Here is a 26,452-nt window from a genome sequence, read left to right on the forward strand (position 1 = left end):
TGCGTGTCGGCAGTTGAATCCGAGATGATCGGAAGATGCGCTCCGCAGCGTCGAACATCGTCAGTGGGCCGCAGGCTTCAGCCCAGCGGGCATTGCGGTGACGCAGGCGGAGTCACAGGCCATCGGACGCAGCCGTAACTTTTGTGGACGACGGAGCCACTCCTTACAACTTCGTTACGTCATAAGTAACATCGGCCATCCAGGACGACCGTTGGTATAAGCCTTCTTTCGCGCGGCACGCCTGGCAACCCAGCGCGTATAATGCGCATCGTTTACAACACATTCCGTATACGTAATTTTCTTCATACGAGAGCCCGTTAATTCGAGCCCGTAGCGCTGCCTGTGCGGCGCGCTCCGGCGCCGTCCGAAACAGTTCGGCATTGAGCAGAAAAGGCGCGACCGCGCGCCCGGATGATTACCGCGACGGTTCACCGGCTTGGCCGAGGCGCGTCCGAAAGACGCAGGCTTGTTGGAGGAGCCTACAGCGCAAGCGCCTGCTTCACCCTCCTCGATTGGGGTGCGAGCCATTGAGCGTCGAGCAACGCCACGATCGTCTGGAGATCGCCGACGACCGCGAAAGAAACGCTCTTGCTTATCACCGGCCAAGCGACTCGTAACTCGAAAAGCACAATCACGGGTTTAGAAACTTTACGGTATACAACCGCATGTTGGCCCCGTATATGCGCCACAGAAACAATCAAACCGAGTGGGTCTAGCAAGCATGCCATCGTCGAGCATCACGATCTCCACCATTTCCGGTGACGACGTCCTCAACGCTGCGGAAGCGGGTTCCGTCCTGCCCATCAGCGGCACCACTTCGAACGTTGCAGACAGCCAGACCGTTACGGTTGATTTAAACTCCAAGTCTTATACGACCACGGTGACAGGTGGCGCCTGGACGTTAAACGTTCCGATAACAGACCTAACTCACACTTCGTTGCCGGACGCCCGCTATATTGTGACCGCGAACGTCACAGATTCTATTAATGGCTTAGCGCAGACAACCCGAAACCTAACGGTAGACGAGACAGCGCCGGCGGTGACGGCAGTCCTGACAAGCGACACCGGCACCTCGTCAAGCGACGCGGTGACCAAAATCGCCACGCTGCACGGCACCGGCGATGCCAACACGGTGGTGACCTTGACGGAAGGCGCCAGCCCGCTCGGTACTACCACCGCCAACGGCGCCGGCGCATGGAGCTTGACGCCCTCCTCGCTGACAGATGGGGCGCACACCATCATCGCCAGCGAGACGGACGCCGCCGGCAACACCGGCACGGTATCCGTCGCCTTCACCCTCGACACCATGGCGCCGGGGGCGCCGAGCGCCCCTGTGCTGGCGGCGGCCTCGGACAGCGGAGTTTCCAGCACCGACGACATCACCAACGTCGGCCGGCCCATCTTCACCGGCACCGGTGAGGACGGTGCCACCGCCACCCTGCTCGATGGCACCACCACGATCGGCACCGGCACGGTAACCGCCGGCGCCTGGTCGATCACCGCCGCAACGGCGCTAAGCCAAGGCTCCAACAGCATCACCGCCACTCAGACCGATGTGGCAGGCAATACCTCCAGTGCCTCCACCGCGCTAAACGTCAACCTCGACACCACCGCGCCGGCGGCGCCGGGCGTCCCTGTTCTGGCGGCGGCCTCGGACAGCGGAGTTTCCAGCTCCGACGACATCACCAACGTCGGCCGGCCCATCTTCACCGGCACCGGTGAGGACGGTGCCACCGTCACCCTGCTCGATGGCACCACCACGATCGGCACCGGCACGGTAACCGCCGGCGCCTGGTCGATCACCGCCGCAACGGCGCTAAGCCAAGGCTCCAACAGTATCACCGCCACACAGACTGACGTGGCAGGCAATACCTCCGGTGCCTCCACTGCGCTCAACGTCACCCTTGACACCACACCGCCGGCGGCGCCGACCGCCCCTGTTCTGGCGGCGGCCTCGGACAGCGGAATATCCACCACCGACGACATCACCAATGTCGGCCTGCCCAGCTTCACCGGCACCGGTGAGGACGGTGCCACCGTCACCCTGTTCGATAGCGGCACCATACTCGGCTCCGGCACGGTATCCGCCGGCACCTGGTCGATCACCGCCGCCACGACGCTGAGCGAAGGCACCAACAGCATCACCGCCACACAGACCGATGTGGCAGGCAATACCTCCAGTGCCTCCACCGCGCTAAACGTCACCCTCGACACCACACCGCCGGCGGCTCCGGGCGCCCCTGTTCTGGCAGCGGCCTCGGACAGCGGAGCATCCAACGCCGACAACATCACTAACGTCGGCCGGCCCAGCTTCAGCGGCACCGGCGAGAACGGTGCCACCGTCACCTTGCTCGATGGCAGCACCACGATCGGCATCGGCACAGTATCCGCCGGAACCTGGTCGATCACCGCCACCACGACGCTGAGCGAAGGCACCAACAGTATCACCGCCACACAGACCGATGTGGCAGGCAATCCCTCCAGTGCCTCCACCGCGCTCAACGTCACCCTCGACACTACACCGCCGGCGGCGCCGAGCGCCCCTGTTCTGGCAGCGGCCTCGGACAGCGGAGCATCCAACGCCGACAACATCACTAACGTCGGCCTGCCCAGCTTCACCGGCACCGGCGAGGACGGTGCCACCGTCACCTTGCTCGATGGCGGCACCATAATCGGCTCCGGCATGGTATCCGCCGGCGCCTGGTCGATTACCGCCACCACGAGGCTGAGCGAAGGCGCCAACAGGATCACCGCCACACAAACCGATGTGGCAGGCAATACCTCCAGTGCTTCCAGCGTGCTCAACGTCACCCTCGACACCACACCGCCGGCGGCGCCGAGCACGCCCGACCTGCTGACGCTCTCGGACACCGGAGCATCCAGCACAGACAACATCACCAACGTCACGCTGCCCATCTTCAGCGGCACCGGTGAGAACGGTGCCACCGTCACCCTGCTGGATGGCAGCACCACGATCGGCACCGCCACGGTATCCGGGGGCACCTGGGCGATCCTCTCCGCCACGCCGCTGAGCGAAGGCGCCAACAGCATCACCGCCACACAGACCGATGTGGCAGGCAATATTTCCGTTGCCTCCAGCCCGCTGAGCGTCACCCTCGATACCATCGCGCCGGCGGTGACAGCGTTCCTGACCATCGACACCGGCGCCTTGCCGCACGACTCGGTGACCAACACCGCCGCGCTGAACGGCACCGGCGACGCCAACGCGGTGGTGACCTTCACGGAGGGCGTCACCCAGCTCGGCACCACCACCGCCGACAGCACGGGCGCATGGAGCTACACGCCCGTGCTGACAGATGGGGCGCACAGCATCACTGCCAGCGAAACGGACACCGCGGGCAACTCTGGGTCGGCTTCCATCGCCTTCACCCTCGATACCGCAGCGCCGGTGGTGACGGCAGCCCTGACAAGCGACACCGGCGCCTCGCCAAGCGACAAGATCACAAATGACGCCAGGTTGCACGGCACCAGCGACGCCAACGCGGTGGTGACCTTGACGGAAGGCGGCGCCACGCTTGACACCGTCACCGCCGACGGCAGCGGCAGATGGAGCTCCAACCCCTTGCTGAACGATGGGGCGCACACCATCACCGCCAGCGAGACGGACACCGCCGGCAACACTGGGTCGGCCGTCATCACCTTCACCCTCGACAGCACCGCGCCGGCGGCGCCGAGCACGCCCGACCTGCTGGCGGCCTCGGACAGCGGAGCATCCAGCACCGACAACATCACCAACGTCGGCATGCCCAGCTTCAGCGGCACCGGTGAGAACGGCGCCACCGTCACCCTGCTCGATGGCAGCACCACGATCGGCACCGGCACGGTATCCGCCGGCAACTGGTCGATCACCGCCACCACGGCGTTGCACCAAGGCGCCAACAGCATCACCGCCACACAGACTGACGTGGCAGGCAATACCTCCGGTGCCTCCACCGCGCTTAACGTCATGCTCGACACCGCGGCGCCGGCGGCGCCGAGCACGCCCGACCTGCTGGCGCTCTCGGACAGCGGAGCATCCAGCACAGACAACATCACCAAGGTCAGCCGGCCGATCTTTAACGGCATTGGCGAGAACGGTGCCACCGTCACCCTGCTTGATGGCACCACCACGATCGGCACTGGCACGGTAACCGGGGGCACCTGGTCGATCACCGCCACCACGCCGCTGAGCGAAGGCGCCAACAGCATCACCGCCAAACAGACCGATGTGGCAGGCAATATCTCCAGTGCCTCCAGCCCGCTGAGCGTCACCCTCGACACCACGGCGCCGGCGGTGACGGCAGCCCTGACAAGCGACACCGGCGTCTCGTTAAGCGACTCGGTGACGAAGAACGACGCGCTGAATGGAACCGGCGATGCCAACGCGGTGGTGACCTTGAAGGAAGGCGCCACCACGCTCGGCACCACCCCCGCCAACGGCACGGGCGCATGGAGCTTCACGCCCTCCTCGCTGACAGATGGGGCGCACACCATCACCGCCAGCGAGACAGACGCCGCCGGCAACACCGGCTCGTCTTCCGTCACCTTCACCCTCGACACCATCGCGCCGGCGGCGCCGAGCACGCCCGACCTGCTGGCGCTCTCGGACAGCGGAGCATCCACCACCGACAACATCACCAACCTCGGCCTGCCCAGCTTCAGCGGTACTGGTGAGGCCGGTGCCACCGTCACCCTGCTCGATGGCGGCGCCACGATCGGCACCGGCACGGTAACAACCGGCGGCACCTGGTCGATCACCACCGCCACGGCGTTGCACGAAGGCACCAACAGCATCGCCGCCACACAGACCGATGTGGCAGGCAACACCTCCAGTGCCTCCACCTCTCTAAGCGTTACCCTCGACACCACGGCGCCGGTGGTGACGGCGGCCCTGACAAGCGACACCGGCGCCTCGTCAAGCGACGCGGTAACCAGGAACGACGCGCTGAGCGGCACCGGCGACGCCAACGCGGTGGTGACCTTGACGGAAGGCGGCACGCAGCTCGGCACTACCACCGCCGACGGTACGGGCGCATGGAACTTCGCGCCCCCCTCGCTGACAGATGGGATGCACACCGTCATCGCCAGCGAGACGGACACTGCCGGCAACACTGGCACGGTTTCCGTCGCCTTCACCCTCGATACCGCCGCGCTGGCGCCGAGCACGCCCGACCTGCTGGCGGCCTCGGACAGCGGAGCATCCAGCACCGACAACATCACCAAGGTCAGCCTGCCCAGCTTTAGCGGCACCGGTGAGAACGGTGCCACCGTCACCCTGGTCGATAGCGGCACCATAATCGGCACCGGCACGGTAACCGGCGGCAACTGGTCGATCACCGCCACCACGGCGCTGAGCCAGGGTGCCAACAGCATCACTGCCACACAGACCGATGTGGCAGGCAATACCTCCAGTGCCTCCGCCGCGCTAAACGTCACCCTCGACACCATAGCGCCGACAGCGCCGAGTGCCCCCGTTCTGGCGGCGGCCTCGGACAGCGGTGCATCCAGCACCGACAACATCACCAATGTCGGCCTGCCCAGCTTTAGCGGCACCGGCGAGAACGGTGCCACCGTCACCCTGCTCGACAGCGGCACCTTAATCGGCACCGGCACGGTAACTGCCGGCGCCTGGTCGATCTCCGCCGCCACGCCGCTGACCGAAGGCGCCAACAGCATCACCGCCACGCAAACCGATGTCGCGGGCAATATCTCCAGTGCCTCCACCGCGCTAAACGTCACCCTCGATACCGCAGCGCCGGCGGCGCCGAGCACGCCCGACCTGCTGGCGGCCTCGGACAGCGGAGCATCCAGCACCGACAACATCACCAAGGTCAGCCTGCCCAGCTTTAGCGGCACCGGTGAGAACGGTGCCACCGTCACGTTGCTCGATAGCAGCACCATAATCGGCACCGGCACGGTAACCGGCGGCAACTGGTCGATCACCGCCACCACGGCGCTGAGCCAGGGTGCCAACAGCATCACTGCCACACAGACCGATGTGGCAGGCAATACCTCCAGTGCCTCCGCCGCGCTAAACGTCACCCTCGACACCATAGCGCCGACAGCGCCGAGTGCCCCCGTTCTGGCGGCGGCCTCGGACAGCGGTGCATCCAGCACCGACAACATTACCAATGTCGGCCTGCCCAGCTTTAGCGGCACCGGCGAGAACGGTGCCACCGTCACCCTGCTCGACAGCGGCACCTTAATCGGCACCGGCACGGTAACTGCCGGCGCCTGGTCGATCTCCGCCGCCACGCCGCTGACCGAAGGCGCCAACAGCATCACCGCCACGCAAACCGATGTCGCGGGCAATATCTCCAGTGCCTCCACCGCGCTAAACGTCACCCTCGATACCGCAGCGCCGGCGGCGCCGAGCAAGCCCGACCTGCTGACGGCCTCGGACAGCGGAGCATCCAGCACCGACAACATCACCAACGTCAGCCTGCCCATCTTCACCGGAACCGGTGAGAACGGTGCCACCGTCACCTTGCTCGATAGCAGCACTATAGTCGGCACCGGCACAGTAACCGCCGGCACCTGGTCGATCACCGCCGCGACGGCGCTGATTGAAGGCACCAACCGCATCACCGCCACACAGACCGATGTGGCAGGCAATACCTCCATTGCCTCCACCCCGCTGAACGTCACCCTCGACACCACAGCTCCGGCGGTGACGGCGGCGCTGACTAGCGATACCGGCGCCTCGTCACACGACTCGGTGACCAGGAACGCCGCGCTGCGTGGCACCGGCGACGCCAACGCAACGGTGACCCTGATGGAAGGCGCCACCACCCTCGGCACAACCACCGCCAACGGAACGGGCGCATGGAGCTTCATGCCCATGCTGTTAGACGGGGCCCACACCATCACCGCCAGCGAGACGGACGCCGCCGGCAACACTGGCTCGGCTTCCATCTTCTTCAACCTCGACACCACCCCGCCGGGGGCGCCGAGCACGCCTGTTCTGGCGGCGTCCTCGGACAGCGGAGCATCCAGCACAGACGACATCACCAACGTCAGCCTGCCCAGCTTCAGCGGCACCGGTGAGAACGGTGCCACCGTCACCCTGTTCGATGGCAACACCACGATCGGCACCGGCAGGGTCTCCGGCGGCAACTGGTCGATCACCGCCGCCACGGCGCTGATCGAAGGCACCAACAGCATCACCGCGAAACAGACCGATCTGGCAGGCAATGTCTCCACCGCCTCCATGCCGCTGGTTGCCACGCTTGATACGGTTGCTCCCACGGTGACAGAGGTGACGGCATCGCCGTCCGACGCAACTGTGCAGGTCGGACAAACGGTAAGCTTCACGGTCGGGCTAAGCGAGGCTGTCACGGTCAATGCCACCGCCGGCGAACCGACACTTAGTCTGAGCGATGGCGCAACGGCCACCTATGTGTCAGGTTCGGACACAGACGCCCTGACGTTCAGCTACACGGTTGCCGCTGGCCAGGCAGCAACAGATCTGGCGGTAACTGGCGTCGACCTGAACGGTTCGACAATCACCGATGCAGCGGGAAATGCCGCGGATTTAACAGGGGCCGCTAGCGACCCGCCCGGCACGCTGACGATCGCGGGCGTAGCACCGGTCGCGGAGTTCGACGCTGCCTACTACCTGGCGAACAATCCGGACGTGGCCGCCGCCGGAGTTGATCCGGCAGAACATTACGCAACCATTGGCTGGAAGGAGGGGCGCAACCCGGATGCCTTCTTCAACACCGATTACTACCTGAACCAAAACCCCGACGTCGCCGCGGCCGGCATCGATCCGCTGACACATTACGACACCATTGGCTGGAAAGAAGGCCGCGATCCCAGTGCGGATTTCAGCACCGACAAGTATCTGCAGGCCAATCCGGACGTGGCTGCCGCAGGCATCGACCCGCTGCTACACTACCTGGAATATGGCGCCCCGGAAGGACGCATGGCATTCATTGCCCAACCGCATGGGGTCGGTCAGCAAAATCCGCTGGTCGACAACACTTATTACTTCGCGCAGAATCCGGACGTGCGAGCGGCCGGTGTCAATCCGTTCACCCAATACGATACCTTCGGGTGGCATGAGGGGCGCAACCCGGATGCGCTATTCAACACAACCTACTATTTGCAACAAAATCCAGACGTGGCCGCGGCTGGAGTGGATCCGCTGCTGCACTATGAGCAATATGGCTGGCTGGAGGGTCGCAATCCCAGCCCTGACTTCTCAACCAACGCTTACCTGAACGCCAATCCCGACGTAAAATCGGCGGGGATTAATCCGCTGGTCCAATACGAGGAGTTCGGGATGAAGGAAGGACGCGCTATCTTCCACGTCTAAAATGACTGCATTGCTCTCCCATGGCCGGGCCGTTCTCGATGCGGCACGGCCATGGGGCATTTGCGCGGCTCTTCCTGGACCCGGGGTGCGAAAGATTGAACTGAGCGAGATCCAGGGCCTGAGGTATCCAGGGCCTAACCCCCGAACGCCGAGAGTCCGGTCTGCGCCCGCCCCAGGATCAGCGCATGCACATCATGCGTGCCCTCGTAAGTATTCACCGTCTCCAAATTCATCACGTGACGGATGACGTGGTACTCGTCAACGATGCCGTTGCCGCCATGCATGTCCCGAGCGATCCGGGCGATGTCCAGTGCCTTGCCGCAATTGTTGCGCTTCAACAGGCTGATCATCTCCGGCGCGGCATCGTTTTCGTCGATCAACCGGCCCAGCCGCAGCACGGCGTGCAGCCCCAGCGTGATCTCGGTCTGCATGTCGGCCAGCTTCTTCTGAACTAGTTGCGTCCCGGCCAGCGGCCGGCCGAACATCATCCGCTGCAGGGTGTATTCGCGGGCCGCCTGCCAGCAGAACTCGGCCGCCCCCAGGGCACCCCAGGCAATGCCATAGCGGGCGTTGTTGAGGCACGAGAACGGGCCGCGCAGCCCCTTGACCGACGGCAACTGGTTCTCGGCCGGAACAAACACATCCTGCATCATGATCATGCCGGTGACCGAGGCACGCAGCGAGAACTTGCCCTCGATCTTCGGCTGGCTCAGGCCGTCCATGCCGCGTTCCAGGATATATCCACGGATGTCGCCGGTGTCGTCCTTCGCCCACACCACCAGCACATCGGCGATCGGTGCGTTGGTGATCCAGGTCTTCGAACCATTCAGCAGGAATCCGCCGTCGACCGCCTTCGCCCGCGTCCGCATCGATGCCGGATCGGACCCGCCATCTGGTTCGGTCAAGCCGAAACAGCCGACCAACTCGCCAGTGCGCAACCCAGGCAGATATTTCTGCCGCTGGTCCTCCGATCCGAAAGCGTGGATCGGATACATCACCAGGGACGATTGCACCGAGAACGCCGACCGGTAACCCGAATCAACGCGTTCCACCTCACGCGAGATCAGGCCGTAGCTGACGTAATTGATGCCCGCACAGCCATAGCCATCCAGAGTGGCGCCGAGAAAACCCATCTCGCCGAATTCGTTCATGATCTCGCGGTCGAATCTTTCCAGCCGGTTCGCCATCAGCACGCGCGGCCACAGCTTCTCCTGGCAGAACGCATGGGCAGCGTCGCGGATCGCTCGTTCGTCCTCCGACAGGGCGGTTTCAAGGCGGAGCGCATCGTCCCAGGCAAACCGTGTGAAATGGCCTGCCGGGCGCGGCGGGGCGTCGTTCATGCATCGCTCTCCCCAGTTCGCGCCAGTGGGTTGGGTCGCGCGCGCAGCGACATGAAGGCTGGAACCTCGTCGCCGAAGCCAACCACCGCGGGCCCGAGGTCTTCGTCGCGACGGTAGCGGTCGCGCCGGCCTTCGTCCCGTCTTGGCTCCTCGCGCCTCGGCTCTTCCCGCCTCGGGTCCGGCCGACGAGCGTCCCCGCGCCTTGCTTCCTCGCGCCTCGGTTCGCTGCGCCGCGCAGGACGATCCGCGGCAATCGCCAGTTCAGGTTGTTCGGCAGAACTCGGCTGTGGGCGCTCGGAGTGCCCCGGACGTCCCCGCTCACCGCGCGGCTTGTCGGTTTTTTCCCGGCTCTCCCGAGCCTTGGGCTTCGCGGCGGAAGGCTTCGGCTCCGTCGTCTTGCGCCCGCGGCGCTTGCGGCCGTCACGCTCCGCCCAATCCACCGGATCGAGGCCCTCGACCAGGATCGGCGGGATCGGATGGCCGATCAGCTTTTCAATCTGCTCCACGGCATAGCGATCGTCGGGCGCCGCGATGGTGAAGGCCTTACCCTCCAGCCCGGCGCGACCGGTGCGGCCGATGCGGTGAATGTAGTCCTCGGCGTGGATCGGCACGTCGAAATTGAACACGTGCGACAGACCTCCGATGTCCAGCCCACGAGCCGCCACGTCGCTGCAAACCAGCAGGCGAAGCTCATTTGCCTTGAACTTCTCCAGCGTCGCGAAGCGCACCGTCTGGGCCATGTCGCCATGCAGCGCACCGGCATCGAAATTGTGCTTGCTCAGCGATTTGTACAGGATATCGACATCGCGTTTGCGGTTGCAGAAGATCAGCGCATTCTGCACCGCCTGACTGCGGATCAGCCGGCGCAGCGCTTCGCGCTTGTCGTGATCGGCGACCAGAGCAATTCCCTCGGTAATCGTCGTGGCCACCGAGGCGGCTCGGGAAACCGCGATTTCCTTTGGGTTGGTCAGGAACGCATTCACCAGCCGGCGGATTTCCGGCCCCATCGTGGCCGAGAAGAACAGCGTCTGCCGGGTCGCCGGCAACATCGAAACGATCCGCTCGACATCGGGGATGAAGCCCATGTCCAGCATGCGGTCGGCTTCATCGATCACCAGCAGCTTGGTGTCGGTCAGCAGGATGGTGCCGCGGTCGAACATATCCAACAATCGACCCGGCGTGGCGATCAGCACATCGACACCGCGGTTCAGAACCTCTTTCTGGTCGGACATGCTCTCGCCGCCGATGATCAGGGCATGCGTCAGCTTCAGATACTTGCCATACTCGACGAAATTCTCGGCGACCTGCAGCGCGAGCTCCCGCGTCGGCTCCAATATCAGGCTGCGCGGCATGCGGGCCCGGGCGCGCGAGCCGGACAGGATATCCAGCATCGGCAAGGTAAAGCCTGCGGTCTTGCCGGTCCCGGTCTGTGCCGTGCCCATGACGTCGCGGCCCATCAGCACGTATGGTATCGCCTGCTCCTGGATCGGCGTCGGATGTCGGTAGCCCATGTCGTCGATGGCGCGCAGCACCTCGTCGGACAGGCCAAGATCGGCGAACACGGTGCGCGCTGTTTCCGGTGGCGGACCCGCCTCGATCGGGATCAGCTCGGGCTGGCCGTCCGTAACGTGCTGGGGTTCCGCATAAGTTTGTTGCTCGCCTGCTGAACGGCGCTCCGCTGCATCGGCTTCGTCCGGGGCCGGATCATCGACCTGACGCTCGGGCTCATGCTCGGATCCGGATCGGTCGGCAACGTCTCGCGCGGTGGCTTCGCCTGGCGGCTGTGTGTTCGCTCGAACCGGCAGTTCGGGGTCGAACGGTCCGGCGCCGGACAGATCCCCTTTCCCAGAAGCACTCGCCCCAGAAGCGCTCGCCGCCCCGGAGTCGATCGCGACGCCGGTCGCCTCGGCGACGTTCGGGCTCTTTACGGCAAGCTTCGCTGCCTGGTTCGCCGCGACACGAGGCTCCGCGTCGGTGGGTTCCCGTGGGGCGGTGGTGGTTTCGTTCAAATCCGGTCCAGTCGATTGCGTGGGTGCGTTTGATGGTCGATCATTCCGCATTTGGCGGCGGGCGCAGTGCGTGTACCCTGTGGCCAAACGCAAATCCCGCATGCGAGGTGCCCAGCATCCACTCGCTCACCGGGCCGGGTATCGGTATTGCCAGGACAAAAGTCAAGGACCAGCAAGGCGCCACGTCACAGCGATGCTGAACCTTGCATCCGATCGACCACCCGCAACTCCAGATGCGAGGCCGAGTGCCCAGGCTCATTCAGCCGCCGCTCGCTGCGCCCCGCCGAGCGCTCCGGACGCCAGCGCCTCCGCTACCTGGCTGTCGTCGAGCTGCAGCACGCTGCGCAAGATCTCCTCGGTATGCTCGCCCAGCAGCGGCGAGCGTTTCACATCGGAACCACTGTCCGACATCTTGATCGGATTGCCCACCGACAAGTAGCGGCCGCGCGTCGGATGCTCGACCTCGACCACCGTGCCGGCGGCGCGTAGCGACCGGTCCTCGGCAAGTTCTTTCATCGACAGGATCGGACCGCAGGGAATGTCATATTGGTTGAGTATGGTCATCGCCTCCAGCTTGTCCTGCGTCATTGTCCAGGCCTCGATCGTGTCGAAGATCGAGCGCAGCCGCGGCAGCCGGGCGGGGGGCTTGGCATAGTCCGGGTCGGTCTTCCACTCCGGCTTGCCGATCACGTCGCAGATTGCTTCCCAGACCGGCGCCTGAGCGATGAAGTAGATGTAGGCGTTGGGATCGGTCTCCCATCCCTTGCACTTCAGGATCCAGCCGGGCTGGCCGCCGCCCGAGGCGTTGCCGGCGCGCGGCACCGCTTCGCCAAATTCGCCTTCGGGATACTGCGGATATTCGGTCAACGGTCCGTGTGCCAGGCGCTGCTGGTCGCGCAGCTTGACCCGGCAGAGGTTCAGCACGCCGTCCTGCATCGCCACATCGACCCGCTGGCCACGCCCGGTGGTGTTGCGCTGGAACAGCGCCGCCACGATCCCCAGCGCCAAGTGCAGGCCAGTACCTGAATCGCCGATCTGCGCTCCGGTCACCATCGGGGGCCCGTCGTCGAACCCGGTGGTGGAGGCCGAACCGCCGGCACATTGGGCGACATTCTCGTAGACCTTGCAATCCTCATACGGGCCGGGACCGAAACCTTTGATCGAGGCAAGGATCATGCGCGGATTGAGTTGCTGGATACGCGCCCAGGTAAATCCCATGCGGTCCAACGCGCCGGGGGCGAAATTCTCCACCATCACGTCGCATGAGATGACCAGCCGTTCCAGAACATCCTTGCCGACCTTGTGCCGGCCATCGATCTCGATCGAGCGCTTGTTGTGGTTCAGCATGGTAAAATACAGGCTGTCCACGCCCTTGATGTCCTGCAACTGACCGCGGGTGATGTCACCCACCCCCGGACGCTCGACCTTGATCACGTCGGCACCGAACCACGCCAGCAATTGGGTGCAGGTCGGGCCCGACTGCACGTGGGTGAAATCCAGAATGCGGACGCCGTCGAGTGCCTTGGTCATGCCAATTCTCCCTGAACTATGTTATTCCTATAACCTTTGATCCTGTCGGCGGCCGTGCTCGCCGCCACCGCCTGTGGTTCTGGTTCCAGGTCCGCTGGTGCGTCGATGAAATCGCCGTGCCGCTCGACATGCGCCGCCAGACCCAGCGTGTGCTCGCGCACCCTTTTTTCCGCCAGGTCCGGATCGCCGGCCCCTAACGCCGCGATGATCGCCCGGTGATCCGCCACCGAACGCTGCGCCCGGTTGTCTTGCGTTATCGTCACTGCCCGTACCGCGCGCATGTGGATGAACAGCGTATCGGTCAGGCGCGACATCAATTCGATTCCGCCCAGCCGGATGATGGCGCGGTGGAATTCCATATTGGCATCCGAGTATTCGGTCAGATGGCCCGACGGGTCGGCATCGAACGCGTCCATCAGCCGGGTCAGCGCGGCGATTTCCTTCGCCGGCGCGGCACGCGCCGCAAGCCGCGCCGCCATGCCTTCGATCGCCGCCCATACGGTGATCATCTCGACGATCTCACGCTTGGTCTTGCGCACCACAATGATGCCGCGGCGTGGGATGGAGCGAACGAAACCTTCCTGCTCCAGCACCGACAACGCCTCGCGGATCGGCGTGCGGCTGACCCCGAGGTCTTCGCCAAGCTGGCGCTCATCCAGCCGGATATCCTCGGCGCGGCGGTAGATGTCCATCTCCATGATCGCCCGCTTGATCGCGTCGCAGGCCTGCTTGCGCAGACCCAACTTGATATCCAGCGGTTTGATCCGAAGCCTCGGCTGGGTGTGTGACAACCCTGTCCTCCGTCGCTGCGGTATTCTGTATTTTGTATACCAGGGCTGGTCAAGACTGCTGGACGTGCCCGGACTGCTGGACGTGCCCGGACTGCTGGACGTGCCCGGACTGCTGGACGTGCCCGGTGGGCCAAGATGGCGTCTGGCCGGAAACAAACCGATGATACTGCCACACCTCCGTCCGCTCTTTGGTCCGGGCGAGCGAGATCGCCATCCGATCCTGAGCGGGGTCAGGTCGCCGGGGCGGCGGCATTGTTGAGACTACGCCGCCCCAGAAAACACCGCCCCAGAAAACACCGCCCCAGAAAACACCGCCCCAGAAAACACCGCCCCAGAAAACAACGTCAACACGGTCAGGCCGGCTCGAGCACGAGGCGGTACCTTTGGCCGATGCGCATGGTGAGGATGGCTCGCTTCTGCTCGCGCGCCTCGATCGCGGCCGACATTGATCAGCCGATCGCGATCAGGCCCGGGCTGGATCGCCGGCCATGTCTCCCGGCGGGTCCGCACTGATGCGCGGATAGGACAGCGCTGGCTGACGATGCCACCATCGCGCCATCGTCTGCATTGTCCGAATCCGACCCCGATGCAGCCGCCAGATGGGTCTCTGCTCGGTCGAAAGCGCGCGCCGATACTCCGAATCGTGCAGCGCCTTTTCGTCGCAAGACCGCTTTACCGGATCGTCGTAGAAAGAACCGATCTTGGCCGCGTTCATCCCCGGCGTTCGCAGCCATCTTGGAATGTGCAGCGCGGTAAGCTGTTCGACATCGGTCAACAGCCGCACCATGCCCATCCCGGTCGCCGGACAAGCAGCCTGAAACGCGTCCCCGATCATCACGACACCATCCCGCCGATGCCGTTCCGAAGTGTAGAGGTCGATCGGCCGCCCCACCACCGGCCCGGTCGGGCGGTAGGCGCCCATGACCGAGGCCAGCCCCGGCAGCGTGCCGCGCAGCCCTGCCGCCGGATCGGCCATGAAAGCCCGTGTCCAAGGCTCCTTGTAGTCGCGGTAGGTGAACAGATTGACCCGCGTCGTCGCACCCATCGTGAAGGCCGCCAGATAGTCGATCCGGTCACGGATCTGCTCGCGCTGGTAGACCAGGAAGGAATGCTCGAAACAAGTGTCGCCAATCGGCTCGATGTCGAAACCGAAGGTCAGCGAATGCGCCTGCCGGATCAGCCGCCGACCGATCCCGAGGGCTTTGCCAATCGCCTGTCCCTGACCCGTCGCCAGGACGACAAGACGGCCGGTGATCATACCCCCGTCGGACAACCGCACCCGCTGGATCGTATCGCTGGTGTCGACCTGGGCGACCCGCCCGATCACGGTCCGAACCTCCGGCGGCAAGGCTGCACGCGCCCGGTTGACCAGGTCTTCATAGCGCAGGCCGTAGTTGATCGTGCCGCTGGTCCCGACGATACGTCCGGCCCGGGCGAGCGTCACTGTTTCCCCACGGTATAGACCAAGCGTCAGGTCATCGAGGAAGCCGAGGCGGCGGAGCTGTCCGATCTGCGGACCATCCAGATGTTCGGCTCGGAAATCAGGCGGATAAACCGCATGATAATCGATCAGACACACTGTGTACCCGGCCCGCCCCAGCAGCGTCGCCGCCAGCGTCCCGCCGACGCCGCCACCAACGACGACGATGTCGAAAGATCCGGGATCATTTGAACGATCCGAAACGAGACTGGTCACTGATCGCCGCTCCGAAGATACCGAAACGATGTAGCGGAAATCTGTCATGGTCCGGTAATCAACAGCGAATGAGCGGTGATCCTCGCAATTCGCGGACGCCAACCAAACTAAAGCTGCTTTGGAACAAAACTCGTGATTCAGACAGGATTTTGATGCAACGCCGCTGCCATCAGCCCCATCATGCGACGGGTTAGTACAACTAAGCGCCGAATTGTCCCGGATGTGTGACCGCTGTTGTGGCATCAATGATGTTTCGTCACGATCGTTTTATCTTGTGCATCCAGATCGCGGCCACTGTCTCGTATGCAGACACAGTCTTCGCCCGCCACCGCCGCCGCTTGCCAACCGCCAAACGGATGCGCAGCATGGGGCGGTCAATCCGAAGCCGTGCGGCTGGCTAATGCTCGACCGGCGCGGCGCCGCCGACCTCGGCGGCCCCGTACCGGTGCATCGGCGGCCCAGCGCAACGAGGCATCGAACGGAGGAACCTGAATGCTGGATTTGATGGGAAAGGTCGCAATCGTCGCCGGAGCCGGGTCGGTTGGCCCAGCGGATAGCGAAATCTGGGGCAACGGCAAGACCACCGCCATCCTGCTGGCCCGGCAGGGCGCCTCGGTCTTCCTGGTGGACATCAACGAAGCGGCGGTCGCGGCAAGCCGGTCGATCATCGAGGCCGAGGGGGGCACCAGCGCCACCCACCACTGCGACCTGACGGTCGCCGCCGACGTCCAGGCGATGATTCAGGCCTGCCTGCGTCACTTCAAGCGGATCGATATCCTGGTCAACAATGTCGGTGGGTCAGCCCCCGGCGACCCGGTCTCGATGGCCGAGGAGGTCTGGGACCGCCAGATCGAGTTCAATTTGAAAACCGCTTTCCTGGGCTGCAAATACGTGCTGCCGGTGATGCTGGAGCAGGGCACGGGGACGATCGTCAACATCGCCTCGGTCGCCGGCATGCGCAACGACTTCCTCACCGGCCGGTCCCATGTGGGCTACAGCGCCGCGAAGGCCGCGGTGATCCAGCTTTCTCGCTCTGTTGCCGGCACCTACGCCAAACAGGGCATCAGGGTGAACACCGTCGTGCCGGGGCTAATGCACACCCCGCTGGTCGAGTATCGGCTGGCCCACACGGTCGGCGGCAACGACGCCCAGAAACTGATCGAGGCGCGCAACGCGGCGGTGCCAATGGGACACATGGGGGACGCCTGGGACGTGGCGCACGCCGTGCTGTTCCTGGCCTCCGACGAGGCGCGCTTCATCACCGCGACCGAGATCGTGGTGGACGGCGGCAGCACTGCGGCGATGCCCTGATTTTTGCCCGCGGCTATGTGACCACGCGTCGCCGATCGCAGGCCTGTCTGGGCGCCCGAAAGCTGCGCGCCAACCGGTCCGCGATCATCGCCGCGATTGGACAGGGCAACCGGCTTGGTGTGCAATGCTTCGACCCCCAACAGGAGGAAAAACCATGGCCCAGGTTCCATCATCCGCATCCCGCGACCGCGTGCGCGACACCGTGCCGAAAATGATCGAGGTCACCGAACAGGTCCTGTTCGGCGACATCTGGGAACGCCCGGAACTATCCAAGCGTGACCGCAGCCTGATCGTCTGCGCGGTGCTCACCGCCACCTATCGCCCCGAGCAGCTTCGCGGGCATCTGCAGCGTGCCTTGGACAACGGCCTGACCAAGACCGAAATCTCCGAAATGATCACCCATGTCGCGTTCTACGCCGGCTGGCCAGCGGCGATGTCGGCAGCCAACCTCGCGCGGGAGATTTTCGAGGCCAATCCGTAAGCTGAGGGGACGCGAACGATGAAGGCGGGCTTTATCGGCCTTGGCACCATGGGCGCCAGCATGGCCGCGAATCTGCAGAAAGGTATCCAGAAAGACGGCCACACCGTCATGGTTCACGATGTCCGCCGCGACGCCGCAGCAACCCACCTCAAGAACGGCGCGGTGTGGGCCGACACGCCGGCCGCGATTGCCGCCACGTGCGACATCGTCTTCACCTCGCTGCCGGGACCGGTCGAGTTCGACGCGGTGAGCTATGGCGACGCCGGGCTGCTGTCCACGATCCGCGCCGGCGTGGCCTATTTCGACCTGACGACCAATTCGCCGACCACAGTGCGCGAGGCGCACACCGACTACCAGAACAAGGGCGCTCACCTGTTCGACGCCCCGGTCAGCGGCGGCCCGCGCGGCGCGGCGAGCGGCAAGCTGGCGATCTGGTGCGGCGGCGATGCCGAGGTGTTCGCCAAGTGGAAGCCGGTGCTGGACACCATCGGCGACGCGGCAACCCATATCGGCCCGATCGGTGCCGGTTCGGTCGCCAAGCTGGTGCACAACTGTTACGGCTACATTGCCACCGCCGCGGCGGCCGAGGTCTTCAGCATGGGCGTGAAGGCCGGAATCGAACCGCTGGCGATCTGGGACGCGGTTCGCCAGGGTGCCATCGGCCGACGCGGCGCGTTCGAGTCACTGACCGACCAGTTCCTGCCCAACAATTACGAGCCAGCCGCCTTCGCCCTGCGCCTGGCGCACAAGGATGTCAGTCTTGCCACCGCTCTGGGTCGAGAGCTCAACGTGCCAATGCGGCTCGCCAACCTGGCCCTGGCCGATCTCTCGGAGGGGCTGAACCGCGACTGGGGTAATCGGGACTCGCGGTCGATCATGCTGCTGCAGACCGAACGCGCCGGGGTCGAGATCAAGGTCGATCCGCAACGGCTGGCCGAGGCGATGGAGAACAAGACGAAGAACGGTTGACCGCCGCCGCTGCTCCGCGGCGCAGACATTGGAATTGCCCAACCGGATCAGTGGTTGCAATCGGCCGCGGCGTCGCAAATATGTTGGTTGATGCGCAACCGAATGAGAACCACCCGATGACATCCCAGGCTCGGCCCTGTCTGCCTCGGCATGGCCATGTCGGGTAGCAGCCTGTTCGGCGAGTTCCGCCGCTTCGCTCGCACCTCGGGTGCCGTTGGCGGGATCGCCGCCCGCGTCGCTGGAGAACGGGTCTTCGGCATCAAGACCGATCGGGCCTCGCATGCCGAGGATCTGAAGACCATCCTCGGCGGCCTGAAGGGGCCGCTGATGAAGGTCGCCCAGTTCCTGTCCACCGTGCCGGACGCATTGCCCGCTGAGTACGCCGCCGAGCTGGCGCAGTTGCAGTCGAACGCCCCGGCCATGGGCTGGAATTTCGTCCGCCGACGCATGGCCAGCGAACTCGGGCCGGACTGGCAGACGCGATTTGCGTCCTTCAGCCACGAAGCCGCCGCCGCCGCCAGCCTGGGGCAGGTGCATCGCGCCCGCCTGCCGGACGGAACCGAGGTCGCGTGCAAACTGCAATATCCCGACATGCCCAGCACGGTAGAGGCCGACCTGCGGCAGTTGAAGCTGGCGATGGCGGTGTATCACCGCATGGACAACGCCATTCAGCAAGACGAGATCTACAAGGAATTGCGCGAACGCCTGCGTGAGGAACTGGACTACCTGCGCGAAGCGTCGCAGATGCGGTTGTACGGCCTGATGCTCAATGGCCAGCCGGGCGTGCACGTGCCGGTTCCGATGCCGGCCTTCAGCACGCATCGTCTACTGACCATGACCTGGCTGGACGGAAGGCCGCTGATGCAGCGCCTGGCCGAGGATCCGCCGCAAGAGGAGCGTAATCGGATTGCCGAGGCGCTGTTCCGTGCCTGGTACGTGCCGTTCTATCGCTTCGGCGTGATCCATGGTGATCCGCACCTGGGAAACTATCAGGTGCGCCAGGACGGATCGGTCAATCTGCTCGACTTCGGCGCCATTCGGGTATTCGGGGCGCGCTTCGTCTCTGGGGTCATCGAATTGTTCGAGGCGGTGCGCGACCACGACGACGACAAGGCCCATCACGCGTACGAAACCTGGGGCTTCACCGATCTGTCGCGGGAAAAGATGGACGTGCTCAACATGTGGGCCCGGTTCCTCTACGAACCGCTGACCCAGGACCGCGTGCGAAACATACAAGAGACCAACGATCCAACCTTCGGCCGCGAAGTCGCCGAGCGTGTGCATGCCGGGCTGAAGCGCACCGGCGGGGTGATGCCGCCGCGCGAGTTCGTGCTGATGGATCGCTCTGCGATCGGGCTCGGCGGTGTCTTCGTGCGCCTTAAGGCGGAACTGAACTGGAGCCGCCTGTTCCACGATCTGATCGCCGATTTCAGCGAAGCGGCTTTGGCCCAACGGCAGGCTGCTGCGTTGGCTGAGGCCGGGGTTCCGTCGGCGCGCTAATCCAACCGTCAACGCCGGGCGCGGCGCACGGCCCGAGCTGCCACCGATTTGCCGACGAACCAGGCTTCCGGTCCAAAAAAGACCAGCGCAGGAGCCCCGTCATGATCGAACCGACGCCATTGCGACCCCGCCGCAAACGGCGACCGACCGGCAGCCTGGAAGCCCGCAACCAGGACGCCCGCCAGCGTATCCTGACCGCCGCTGGCGACCTGTTCCGAAAACATGGCGTCGATGGCGTCGGCGTCGATGCGGTGATGCACCAGGCCGGCCTCACCCACGGCGGATTCTATCTCCATTTCGCCTCCAAGGAAGCGCTGGCCGCCGAGGTCTCCCAGTCGATGCTGACCAAGGCCGCCGCCAAGTGGGACAGCATCAGCCGCTCCGCGGACCCCGACGCGGCGCTCGTTCAGAACGTCGACCACTACCTTGACCCGAGCCGCGTCGCCTCGGCGCACTGCTGTCCGCTCGCCACCATCGGCCCCGACGTCGCTCGTCGTTCGGCTTCGCGGCAGGCCGTTGCCGGTGCCCTGCGAGGCATGCTCGACGCGCTCGCTCGTGTACTGCCGGAGCGCCGGCAAGGCGCCCTTGCCGGATTGTCCACCATGGTCGGCGCGGTCGTGCTGTCCCGCCTCGCTGATGATCCGATACTTGCCCAGGCATTTCTCACCGCCGCCTCCGACAGCATCCTGCCGCCCAGACCGGAACCCTCCGCACCCTCGAACCCGCCGGCTTCGATCCCACCGGCGTCGGTTGCTTTAACATCGACCCCAACAGTCTCACCGATATTGGACGGTGGGTTTTCAATTGTTGGCGCCCCAGCCTGACAGGGACTAGGCGCACCCACTGAGCCTCCCATATCGAAGCTGGCACTGTTTGGAAATGCCTGCATGCGCACCCTGGTCAGCCTGTCGATTTTGGCGCTTTGTCTTTCCGCCTGCGGCACACTGCCGGCATCCCGAGGCACCCCATACCTGCCGCCTGGTGTCTACGGCGTTTACCAGGATAACGACATCGGTGCGATCAATCAGTCGGCCTGGGCGTTCGGCTCACCCGCCAACACTAGGGGCAATCCAATCGACGCCGCGAAGGCGGTCGTCGCGCTGGAGTATCTGTCCGGTGAACTGAGGGAAAACCCCCGCTGGTTCAGCATGGACGAATCGATAAAGCTCCGCATGGGCCAGGCGCGTGACCAGCTTCGCGCCGTTCTCGGCATCCGCCCCGGCACCCCGTCGCAACTTGTGGTCAACACCCTGCTGGCATTGAGCCTCGATCTGCAGACCGCCAACGGGCCGGCGGCGGGCAAGGTGCTGGCCTCACCGATCTTTGCCTACCCGCCGCAACAGACCATGCAGATCCTGGCAAACCTGCCCTACGTTCAAGAGGCGAATCTGGCGACCGCGCGGGCTCAGGAACAATCCTTCCCAGTCGGCGGCAATCGCGGCTGATTGCGCAGCCTTACCGCTCGGCCTTTTTGCCCTTCGCCGCTTCCGCGGTTACTTCGGCCGAGATCCGCGCCAGCACGCTTTCCACTCCGCCCGGCGCGGTTCGCGCCAATTCCGTCGCCGCGCGCCGCAACGCCTCACGCCGGATCAGCTCCGTTGTCAACGCCTCCCGCGCCGGATCGGGCTTGTCTTGCTCGGTCATCGCGTCCTCCGTCGCGCCCGCCGCACGCGATGCGGCGAGCGCCAAGCTTTATAGCAATCAGGCGTCCTTGGCCGGCGGTTCCACATGATCACCAACCATCGCCTCGGTGGTGATCATCAGCCCGCCGATCGAGGCGGCGTTCTGCAACGCGCAGCGCACCACCTTTGTCGGGTCCAGGATCCCGGCCTTGACCAGATCCTTGAAGTCCCCGGTCTGCGCGTCGAAGCCCCAGTTGTAGTCGTCCTTGTCCAGCGTTTTGCCCGAGATCACCGCGCCGTCCTCGCCACCATTGGCGGCGATCTGGCGCATCGGGGCCAGCGCGGCGCGACGCACGATCTCGATCCCGACCCGCTGATCCTCGTTGTCGCCCTTCAGCTTGGCCAGGATCTGCGAGGCGCGCGCCAACGCGACGCCGCCGCCCGGCACGATGCCTTCCTCGACCGCCGCGCGGGTCGCGTGCAGCGCGTCATCGACGCGGTCCTTGCGCTCTTTCACCTCGCTCTCGGACCCGCCGCCGACGCGGATGATGGCGACGCCACCGGCCAGCTTGGCCAACCGCTCCTGCAGCTTCTCCTTGTCGTAGTCCGAGGTGGTTTCCTCGATCTGGGCGCGGATCTGCGCACAGCGGCCCTGGATGTCGGCCTTCTTGCCGGCGCCCTCGACGACGGTCGTGTTCTCCTTGTCGATCAGCACCCGCTTGGCGCTTCCCATCATCGCCAGCGTCACATTCTCCAGCTTGATCCCAAGGTCCTCGCTGATCAGCTCGCCCTTGGTCAGGATCGCCAGGTCCTCCAGCATTGCCTTGCGCCGGTCGCCGAAGCCCGGCGCCTTGACAGCGGCAACCTTCAGGCCGCCGCGCAGTTTATTTACCACCAGCGTCGCCAGCGCCTCGCCCTCGACGTCCTCGGCGATAATCAGCAAGGGACGCCCCGACTGCGCCACCGCCTCCAGCACCGGCAGGATCGACTGCAGGCTAGACAATTTTTTCTCGTTCAGAAGAATGTAAGGGTTTTCGAGTTCGACCGTCATCTTCTCGGCGTTGGTGATGAAGTACGGCGACATGTAGCCGCGGTCGAACTTCATGCCCTCGACAACATCGAGTTCGGTCAGCGCGGTCTTCGCTTCCTCGACGGTGATGACGCCCTCGTTGCCGACCTTTTGCATCGCCTGCGCGATCATCTTGCCGATGTCGGCCTCGCCGTTGGCCGAAATCGTGCCGACCTGGGCGGTTTCCGCCTGGGTGGTGATTTTCCGCGACCGCTTCTTCAGTTCCTCGACCAGCGCGGTCACCGCCTTGTCGACGCCGCGCTTGAGGTCCATCGGGTTCATCCCGGCGGACACCGCCTTGGCGCCCTCGCGGATGATCGCCTGCGCCAGCACGATCGCCGTGGTGGTGCCGTCGCCGGCGATGTCATTGGTCTTGCTGGCCACCTCGCGCACAAGTTGAGCGCCCATATTCTCGAACTTGTCAGAAAGCTCGATCTCCTTGGCGACGGCAACGCCGTCCTTGGTGCTGCGCGGTGACCCGTAGCTCTTGTCCAGCAGCACGTTGCGTCCCTTGGGACCCAGTGTGACCTTCACCGCCTCGGCGAGGGTATCAACCCCGTGCGTCATGCGCTGGCGGGCATCGCCTCCGAATCGAACGTCCTTGGCAGGCATGTGCGTATCCTTCCCGAAAATCGACTGCGTCGCCGGCTGCTGACCGGCACCGGCCGGTGACGAGGTTATCAGTCGCTCGCCGAACGCGCTGGCGAGCGGGCGATCAGGCAAGTTAAACCTGCCCGCCGCGACAGATTTGGTTCACCGGTGCGCCGCCTTTAGCACTCTTCCCGTGCGAGTGCCAGGGGCTAATTCCGTCGGCCGCCGCGCTTGGCGAAAGCCGACTGGGGTGTTCACCCGTTGCTGGCTGTCAACGCGCATCCGTCGTGTAGTCGTTGGCTGGCGTGCTTGGACCCCCCGCGTGGCGGAGATTCAGCCTGCTCCTCGGCGATCGCCGGCGACTATCCCGCGACGGCTAGACTTTACGGGTTGCGGCTGCAGCAGCGGTGCATGAAGTGGACTGGGCAACGTTCCAGCGCGGGTCTACTCCGCCAGTTGCCTGCGAATTGCCATCAGTTCTTGTCTACGGTCATCGCTGGTTTCCGGATATGACATTTTCAGCTTTTGCAACGTCTCCAAAATGATCATCGATACGATCAACCGAGCATTGTCCTTGTCGTCGGCGGGGACGATGTACCAGGGCGCGTGGTCGGTGCTCGTGGTGCTCAGGCATTCCTGGTAGGCCGTCATGTACTGAGGCCAGAACGAACGTTCCTTGACGTCGGACCGACTGAACTTCCAGTTCTTCTCCGGCTCGTCGATGCGGGCCAAAAAGCGCTTCCGCTGTTCGTGCCTCGACAAGTGCAGGAAGAACTTGATGGTCCGGGTTCCGTTTTCATGCAGATGGCGTTCCAGGTCCAGAATGGAGCGATAACGGCTTTTCCAGACAGCGGCTTCATTGATCGGTTCGACCAGGCCCTCGTCGTGCAAAAGTTCCGGATGCACGCGCACGACTAGGACTTCCTCGTAATACGAGCGATTGAAGATGCCGATGCGCCCGCGTTCCGGCAATTGTCGGTTGGTCCGCCACAGAAAATCGTGCTGCAGCTCGGTTTCACTCGGTTGCTTGAAGCTGTACACTTGACAGCCCTGTGGATTGACCCCGGACATCACGTGCTTGATCACGCCATCCTTTCCCGCCGCGTCCATGGCCTGGAAGATCAGCAGCATGGCGTGACGGCGGGAACTGTACAGCAACTGCTGTTGCTCGCTCAGCGCCGCGACATGGTCGTCCAGGATCTTGTGATAGTCATGCTTTGATCTGTAGACCTTCTTCACCTCGGTCGGCCACTTCTTCAGCTCAACATGGGCGCCCTCGGGGACACGAAAATCCTTGGGTTCGATTTTCATCGCTTTCCTTCAGCAGGCGCCTGTTGCAAAGCAAAGACGGCTTCTGCGGCGTTGCGCTCCTAGCGTCAAGCCGGCGCATCGAACCGATCAAAGGGCCTGTCGTGGCCGAACCGATATTGACGCCCGCCGCCGTCGCGGGCCTGATCACGCGGGGAGGACTCGCGGATGCGGCTTGGTGACGAAGCGGAAGCGATGCGCCGTGGCGAGATGGGCGCGGCCAGGCGTTGGGCGGTCGAGCACCAGATCCGCGTCGGTGGTTACCTCGGGGCACGCGACCTCATTGCCGTGCGACAGGCCCATATCGTGGCTGACAGCGAGTCGCTCGGCGAAGCCGGCGTGGTGCTGCTTGAACGCCTCGCGGCGATGCCGGAAACCGAGCGGCTGGTGCGCATCCCAACCATAACCGATCCGCGCGGCACCGACTTCGGCGCCGCGGCCCGGTTGCGTCAGCAGGACTGGATAGTCGCGCTGGAGCGCCGCACCTGCAACGCGTTCGCCGCGCTTGGGATCCTGATGACCGACACTTGCATCAACTACCAGACCATCATGCCGCCGGTGCGCGGCGAGCACATGGCCTATGGCGACACCGGCGTGGCGATCTACTGCAACTCGGTGTTCGGGGCGCGGTCGAACTTCGAGGGCGGACCGTCCGCGCTGGCTGCCGGGCTGACCGGCTTCACCCCGCGCTATGGCTACCATCTCGACGAGTGCCGCCGCGGGTCATTGCTGATCGAGGCGGCCTGGACGCCTGGCGCGCTGCACGAATGGGGCGCGTTCGGCGGCGTGGTCGGCCGCCTCGCTGGGGATTACTGGCGGGTGCCGGTGATCCGCGGCCTGGACCGCGTGCCCGGATCGGACGAGCTGAAACACTTCGGTGCCGCGATGGCAAGTTTCGGCAGCGTCGCGATGTTTCATATCGAGGGCGTCACGCCCGAGGCAGCCAATGCGTTCGACGCGGCGCCACCAGCGCCGATCACCGTGGGACGCGCCGACACCGCCGCTCTGCTGGGCGAATACGCCGGCGGCGGCGACGCGGTCGATGTCGTGGTGTTCTCGTCACCGCAGTTGTCGCTGCTGGAGTTGCGGATGTTGGCCGAACGCCTGGACGGACGCCGCGCCACGGTGCCGCTGCTGGCGATCACCAGCCCGCAAGTGAAGCCCGACGCCGACCGCATGGGCCTGACCGCCCGGATCGAGGCGTCGGGCGCGATGCTGCTGTCCGGCATGTGCTTCTATCAAAGCTATGCCCGTGAACTGGCCGAGGCGAACGGCTGGAAGCGACTGGCGACGAATTCGGCCAAGCTGACCAACATCCTGGGCGGCTATGGCTACGCGCCGGTGCTGTTGTCGATGGACCAGTGCATCGACGCCGCCTGTTCGGGCCACTTCCGGTGACCGCCTACCCGGCGAAGGCGGCGATGGGCCGCTCGGTTCGCGGCCAGGCGCTGGTGGCGAGCGACGGATTTTCCGCGCGCTACGACCTGGATCGCACCGCCGGTGTGTTCTCGCGGCCCCAGCACGCGCTGTTCGGACGGTCCTATGTCGGGCTGGTGCTGATCCTGGACCGGGCCAAGGGCGGCGTGGCGACGGCGTGGATGCTGCACGAAATGGCGGCACGCGGCATGCTGCCAGCGGCGCTGGTGTTCAACACCGTCAATCCGATCATGGTGCAGGGCGCGGCGCTGGCCGACGCCACGATGATGTCCGGCTTCGAGGTCGATATCACCCGCGCGGTAGCTGACGGCGCGCTGGTGCAACTGGATACAGCGGTCGCTCCGGCGATGCTGCGAGTGCTGGGCTGATCGCCGATCACGAGGGCAAAGGAACACCAACGTGGCGTCGGCGACTGCATCGGCATGGTGGTGATCGAGGGAACCGTGCGCTGCGGGCGCAGCCGCAAACGCCGCCGGCG

18 protein-coding genes are annotated in these 26,452 nt (G+C 64.7%); 9 read left to right on the forward strand and 9 right to left on the reverse strand.

Annotated elements, in window-relative coordinates:
* The first annotated feature begins 721 nt into the window (after positions 1–721).
* Positions 722–8,320 carry an Ig-like domain-containing protein gene (locus ACQY4T_RS14325; protein ID WP_428531536.1) on the forward strand — a complete coding sequence of 2,533 codons (7,599 nt, stop codon included), beginning with the start codon at positions 722–724 and terminating at the stop codon, positions 8,318–8,320.
* 134 nt (positions 8,321–8,454) lie between these two features.
* On the opposite strand, the gene ACQY4T_RS14330 is transcribed toward ACQY4T_RS14325, so the two are convergent.
* The 6 genes from ACQY4T_RS14330 to ACQY4T_RS14355 form a co-directional block, all read right to left on the reverse strand.
* Entirely contained in the window at positions 8,455–9,660 is a 1,206-nt protein-coding gene (locus ACQY4T_RS14330; RefSeq protein WP_428531539.1) for an acyl-CoA dehydrogenase, read from the reverse strand.
* Positions 9,657–11,171 carry a DEAD/DEAH box helicase gene (locus ACQY4T_RS14335; RefSeq protein ID WP_428542882.1) on the reverse strand — a complete coding sequence of 505 codons (1,515 nt, stop codon included), beginning with the start codon at positions 11,169–11,171 and terminating at the stop codon, positions 9,657–9,659. The genes ACQY4T_RS14330 and ACQY4T_RS14335 overlap by 4 nt, the downstream gene beginning before the upstream one ends.
* A gap of 753 nt (positions 11,172–11,924) precedes the next feature.
* A complete protein-coding gene (frc, locus tag ACQY4T_RS14340; RefSeq protein ID WP_428531542.1) occupies positions 11,925–13,199 on the reverse strand; it encodes a formyl-CoA transferase in 1,275 nt (424 codons plus the stop codon).
* Entirely contained in the window at positions 13,196–13,990 is a 795-nt protein-coding gene (locus ACQY4T_RS14345; protein ID WP_428531545.1) for a GntR family transcriptional regulator, read from the reverse strand. The genes frc and ACQY4T_RS14345 overlap by 4 nt, the downstream gene beginning before the upstream one ends.
* Positions 13,991–14,251: 261 nt before the next feature.
* Positions 14,252–14,341: a pentapeptide repeat-containing protein gene (locus ACQY4T_RS14350; RefSeq protein WP_428531548.1), complete on the reverse strand. Its 90-nt coding sequence runs from the start codon at positions 14,339–14,341 to the stop codon at positions 14,252–14,254.
* 112 nt (positions 14,342–14,453) lie between these two features.
* Positions 14,454–15,686, reverse strand: a complete 1,233-nt coding sequence (locus ACQY4T_RS14355; RefSeq protein WP_428531551.1) for an FAD-dependent oxidoreductase — start codon at positions 15,684–15,686, stop codon at positions 14,454–14,456.
* 492 nt (positions 15,687–16,178) lie between these two features.
* Between ACQY4T_RS14355 and ACQY4T_RS14360 the strand changes: the two genes are divergently transcribed.
* The 6 genes from ACQY4T_RS14360 (at position 16,179) to ACQY4T_RS14385 (ending at position 21,392) form a co-directional block, all read left to right on the forward strand.
* Entirely contained in the window at positions 16,179–16,997 is an 819-nt protein-coding gene (locus tag ACQY4T_RS14360; RefSeq protein WP_428531554.1) for an SDR family NAD(P)-dependent oxidoreductase, read from the forward strand.
* A gap of 154 nt (positions 16,998–17,151) precedes the next feature.
* Positions 17,152–17,478 carry a carboxymuconolactone decarboxylase family protein gene (locus ACQY4T_RS14365; protein ID WP_428490978.1) on the forward strand — a complete coding sequence of 109 codons (327 nt, stop codon included), beginning with the start codon at positions 17,152–17,154 and terminating at the stop codon, positions 17,476–17,478.
* 18 nt (positions 17,479–17,496) lie between these two features.
* Positions 17,497–18,447: an NAD(P)-dependent oxidoreductase gene (locus ACQY4T_RS14370; RefSeq protein WP_428531558.1), complete on the forward strand. Its 951-nt coding sequence runs from the start codon at positions 17,497–17,499 to the stop codon at positions 18,445–18,447.
* Between the two features lie 150 nt (positions 18,448–18,597).
* Positions 18,598–19,947 (forward strand): ABC1 kinase family protein, encoded by a 1,350-nt coding sequence (locus ACQY4T_RS14375; RefSeq protein ID WP_428531561.1) that lies wholly within the window; start codon positions 18,598–18,600, stop codon positions 19,945–19,947.
* 101 nt (positions 19,948–20,048) lie between these two features.
* Positions 20,049–20,771, forward strand: coding sequence for a TetR family transcriptional regulator (locus ACQY4T_RS14380; RefSeq protein WP_428531564.1), 723 nt, complete (start codon positions 20,049–20,051; stop codon positions 20,769–20,771).
* Positions 20,772–20,834: 63 nt separating this feature from the next.
* Positions 20,835–21,392 carry a hypothetical protein gene (locus ACQY4T_RS14385; RefSeq protein ID WP_428531567.1) on the forward strand — a complete coding sequence of 186 codons (558 nt, stop codon included), beginning with the start codon at positions 20,835–20,837 and terminating at the stop codon, positions 21,390–21,392.
* A 10-nt stretch (positions 21,393–21,402) separates the two neighbouring features.
* Here the strand turns inward: ACQY4T_RS14385 and ACQY4T_RS14390 are convergent, their stop codons facing one another.
* The 3 genes from ACQY4T_RS14390 to ACQY4T_RS14400 form a co-directional block, all read right to left on the reverse strand.
* Positions 21,403–21,591 carry a hypothetical protein gene (locus ACQY4T_RS14390; RefSeq protein ID WP_428531570.1) on the reverse strand — a complete coding sequence of 63 codons (189 nt, stop codon included), beginning with the start codon at positions 21,589–21,591 and terminating at the stop codon, positions 21,403–21,405.
* A 57-nt stretch (positions 21,592–21,648) separates the two neighbouring features.
* Positions 21,649–23,250 carry a chaperonin GroEL gene (gene groL / locus ACQY4T_RS14395; protein ID WP_428531573.1) on the reverse strand — a complete coding sequence of 534 codons (1,602 nt, stop codon included), beginning with the start codon at positions 23,248–23,250 and terminating at the stop codon, positions 21,649–21,651.
* Between the two features lie 423 nt (positions 23,251–23,673).
* Positions 23,674–24,540: an ADP-polyphosphate phosphotransferase gene (locus ACQY4T_RS14400; RefSeq protein WP_428531576.1), complete on the reverse strand. Its 867-nt coding sequence runs from the start codon at positions 24,538–24,540 to the stop codon at positions 23,674–23,676.
* Between the two features lie 165 nt (positions 24,541–24,705).
* Here ACQY4T_RS14400 and ACQY4T_RS14405 point away from each other — a divergent pair, with 165 nt between their 5' ends.
* Positions 24,706–25,935 (forward strand): aconitase X, encoded by a 1,230-nt coding sequence (locus ACQY4T_RS14405; RefSeq protein WP_428531579.1) that lies wholly within the window; start codon positions 24,706–24,708, stop codon positions 25,933–25,935.
* The gene (locus ACQY4T_RS14410; RefSeq protein ID WP_428531582.1) at positions 25,932–26,342 is read left to right on the forward strand and encodes an aconitase X swivel domain-containing protein; all 411 of its coding nucleotides are present in this window, start codon (positions 25,932–25,934) and stop codon (positions 26,340–26,342) included. The genes ACQY4T_RS14405 and ACQY4T_RS14410 overlap by 4 nt, the downstream gene beginning before the upstream one ends.
* Positions 26,343–26,452 lie beyond the last annotated feature (110 nt).

The organism is Rhodopila sp. (assembly GCF_965277825.1).
Taxonomy (GTDB): Bacteria; Pseudomonadota; Alphaproteobacteria; order Acetobacterales; family Acetobacteraceae; genus Rhodopila.

Coding starts and splice junctions, on each gene's coding strand:
- ACQY4T_RS14325 (WP_428531536.1), top strand. CDS start 722: ATGCCATCGTCGAGCATCACGATCTCCACCATTTCCGGTGACGACGTC.
- ACQY4T_RS14330 (WP_428531539.1), bottom strand. CDS start 9,660: ATGAACGACGCCCCGCCGCGCCCGGCAGGCCATTTCACACGGTTTGCC.
- ACQY4T_RS14335 (WP_428542882.1), bottom strand. CDS start 11,171: ATGGGCTACCGACATCCGACGCCGATCCAGGAGCAGGCGATACCATAC.
- frc (WP_428531542.1), bottom strand. CDS start 13,199: ATGACCAAGGCACTCGACGGCGTCCGCATTCTGGATTTCACCCACGTG.
- ACQY4T_RS14360 (WP_428531554.1), top strand. CDS start 16,179: ATGCTGGATTTGATGGGAAAGGTCGCAATCGTCGCCGGAGCCGGGTCG.
- ACQY4T_RS14365 (WP_428490978.1), top strand. CDS start 17,152: ATGGCCCAGGTTCCATCATCCGCATCCCGCGACCGCGTGCGCGACACC.
- ACQY4T_RS14370 (WP_428531558.1), top strand. CDS start 17,497: ATGAAGGCGGGCTTTATCGGCCTTGGCACCATGGGCGCCAGCATGGCC.
- ACQY4T_RS14375 (WP_428531561.1), top strand. CDS start 18,598: ATGGCCATGTCGGGTAGCAGCCTGTTCGGCGAGTTCCGCCGCTTCGCT.
- ACQY4T_RS14380 (WP_428531564.1), top strand. CDS start 20,049: ATGATCGAACCGACGCCATTGCGACCCCGCCGCAAACGGCGACCGACC.
- ACQY4T_RS14385 (WP_428531567.1), top strand. CDS start 20,835: ATGCGCACCCTGGTCAGCCTGTCGATTTTGGCGCTTTGTCTTTCCGCC.
- ACQY4T_RS14390 (WP_428531570.1), bottom strand. CDS start 21,591: ATGACCGAGCAAGACAAGCCCGATCCGGCGCGGGAGGCGTTGACAACG.
- groL (WP_428531573.1), bottom strand. CDS start 23,250: ATGCCTGCCAAGGACGTTCGATTCGGAGGCGATGCCCGCCAGCGCATG.
- ACQY4T_RS14400 (WP_428531576.1), bottom strand. CDS start 24,540: ATGAAAATCGAACCCAAGGATTTTCGTGTCCCCGAGGGCGCCCATGTT.
- ACQY4T_RS14405 (WP_428531579.1), top strand. CDS start 24,706: ATGCGGCTTGGTGACGAAGCGGAAGCGATGCGCCGTGGCGAGATGGGC.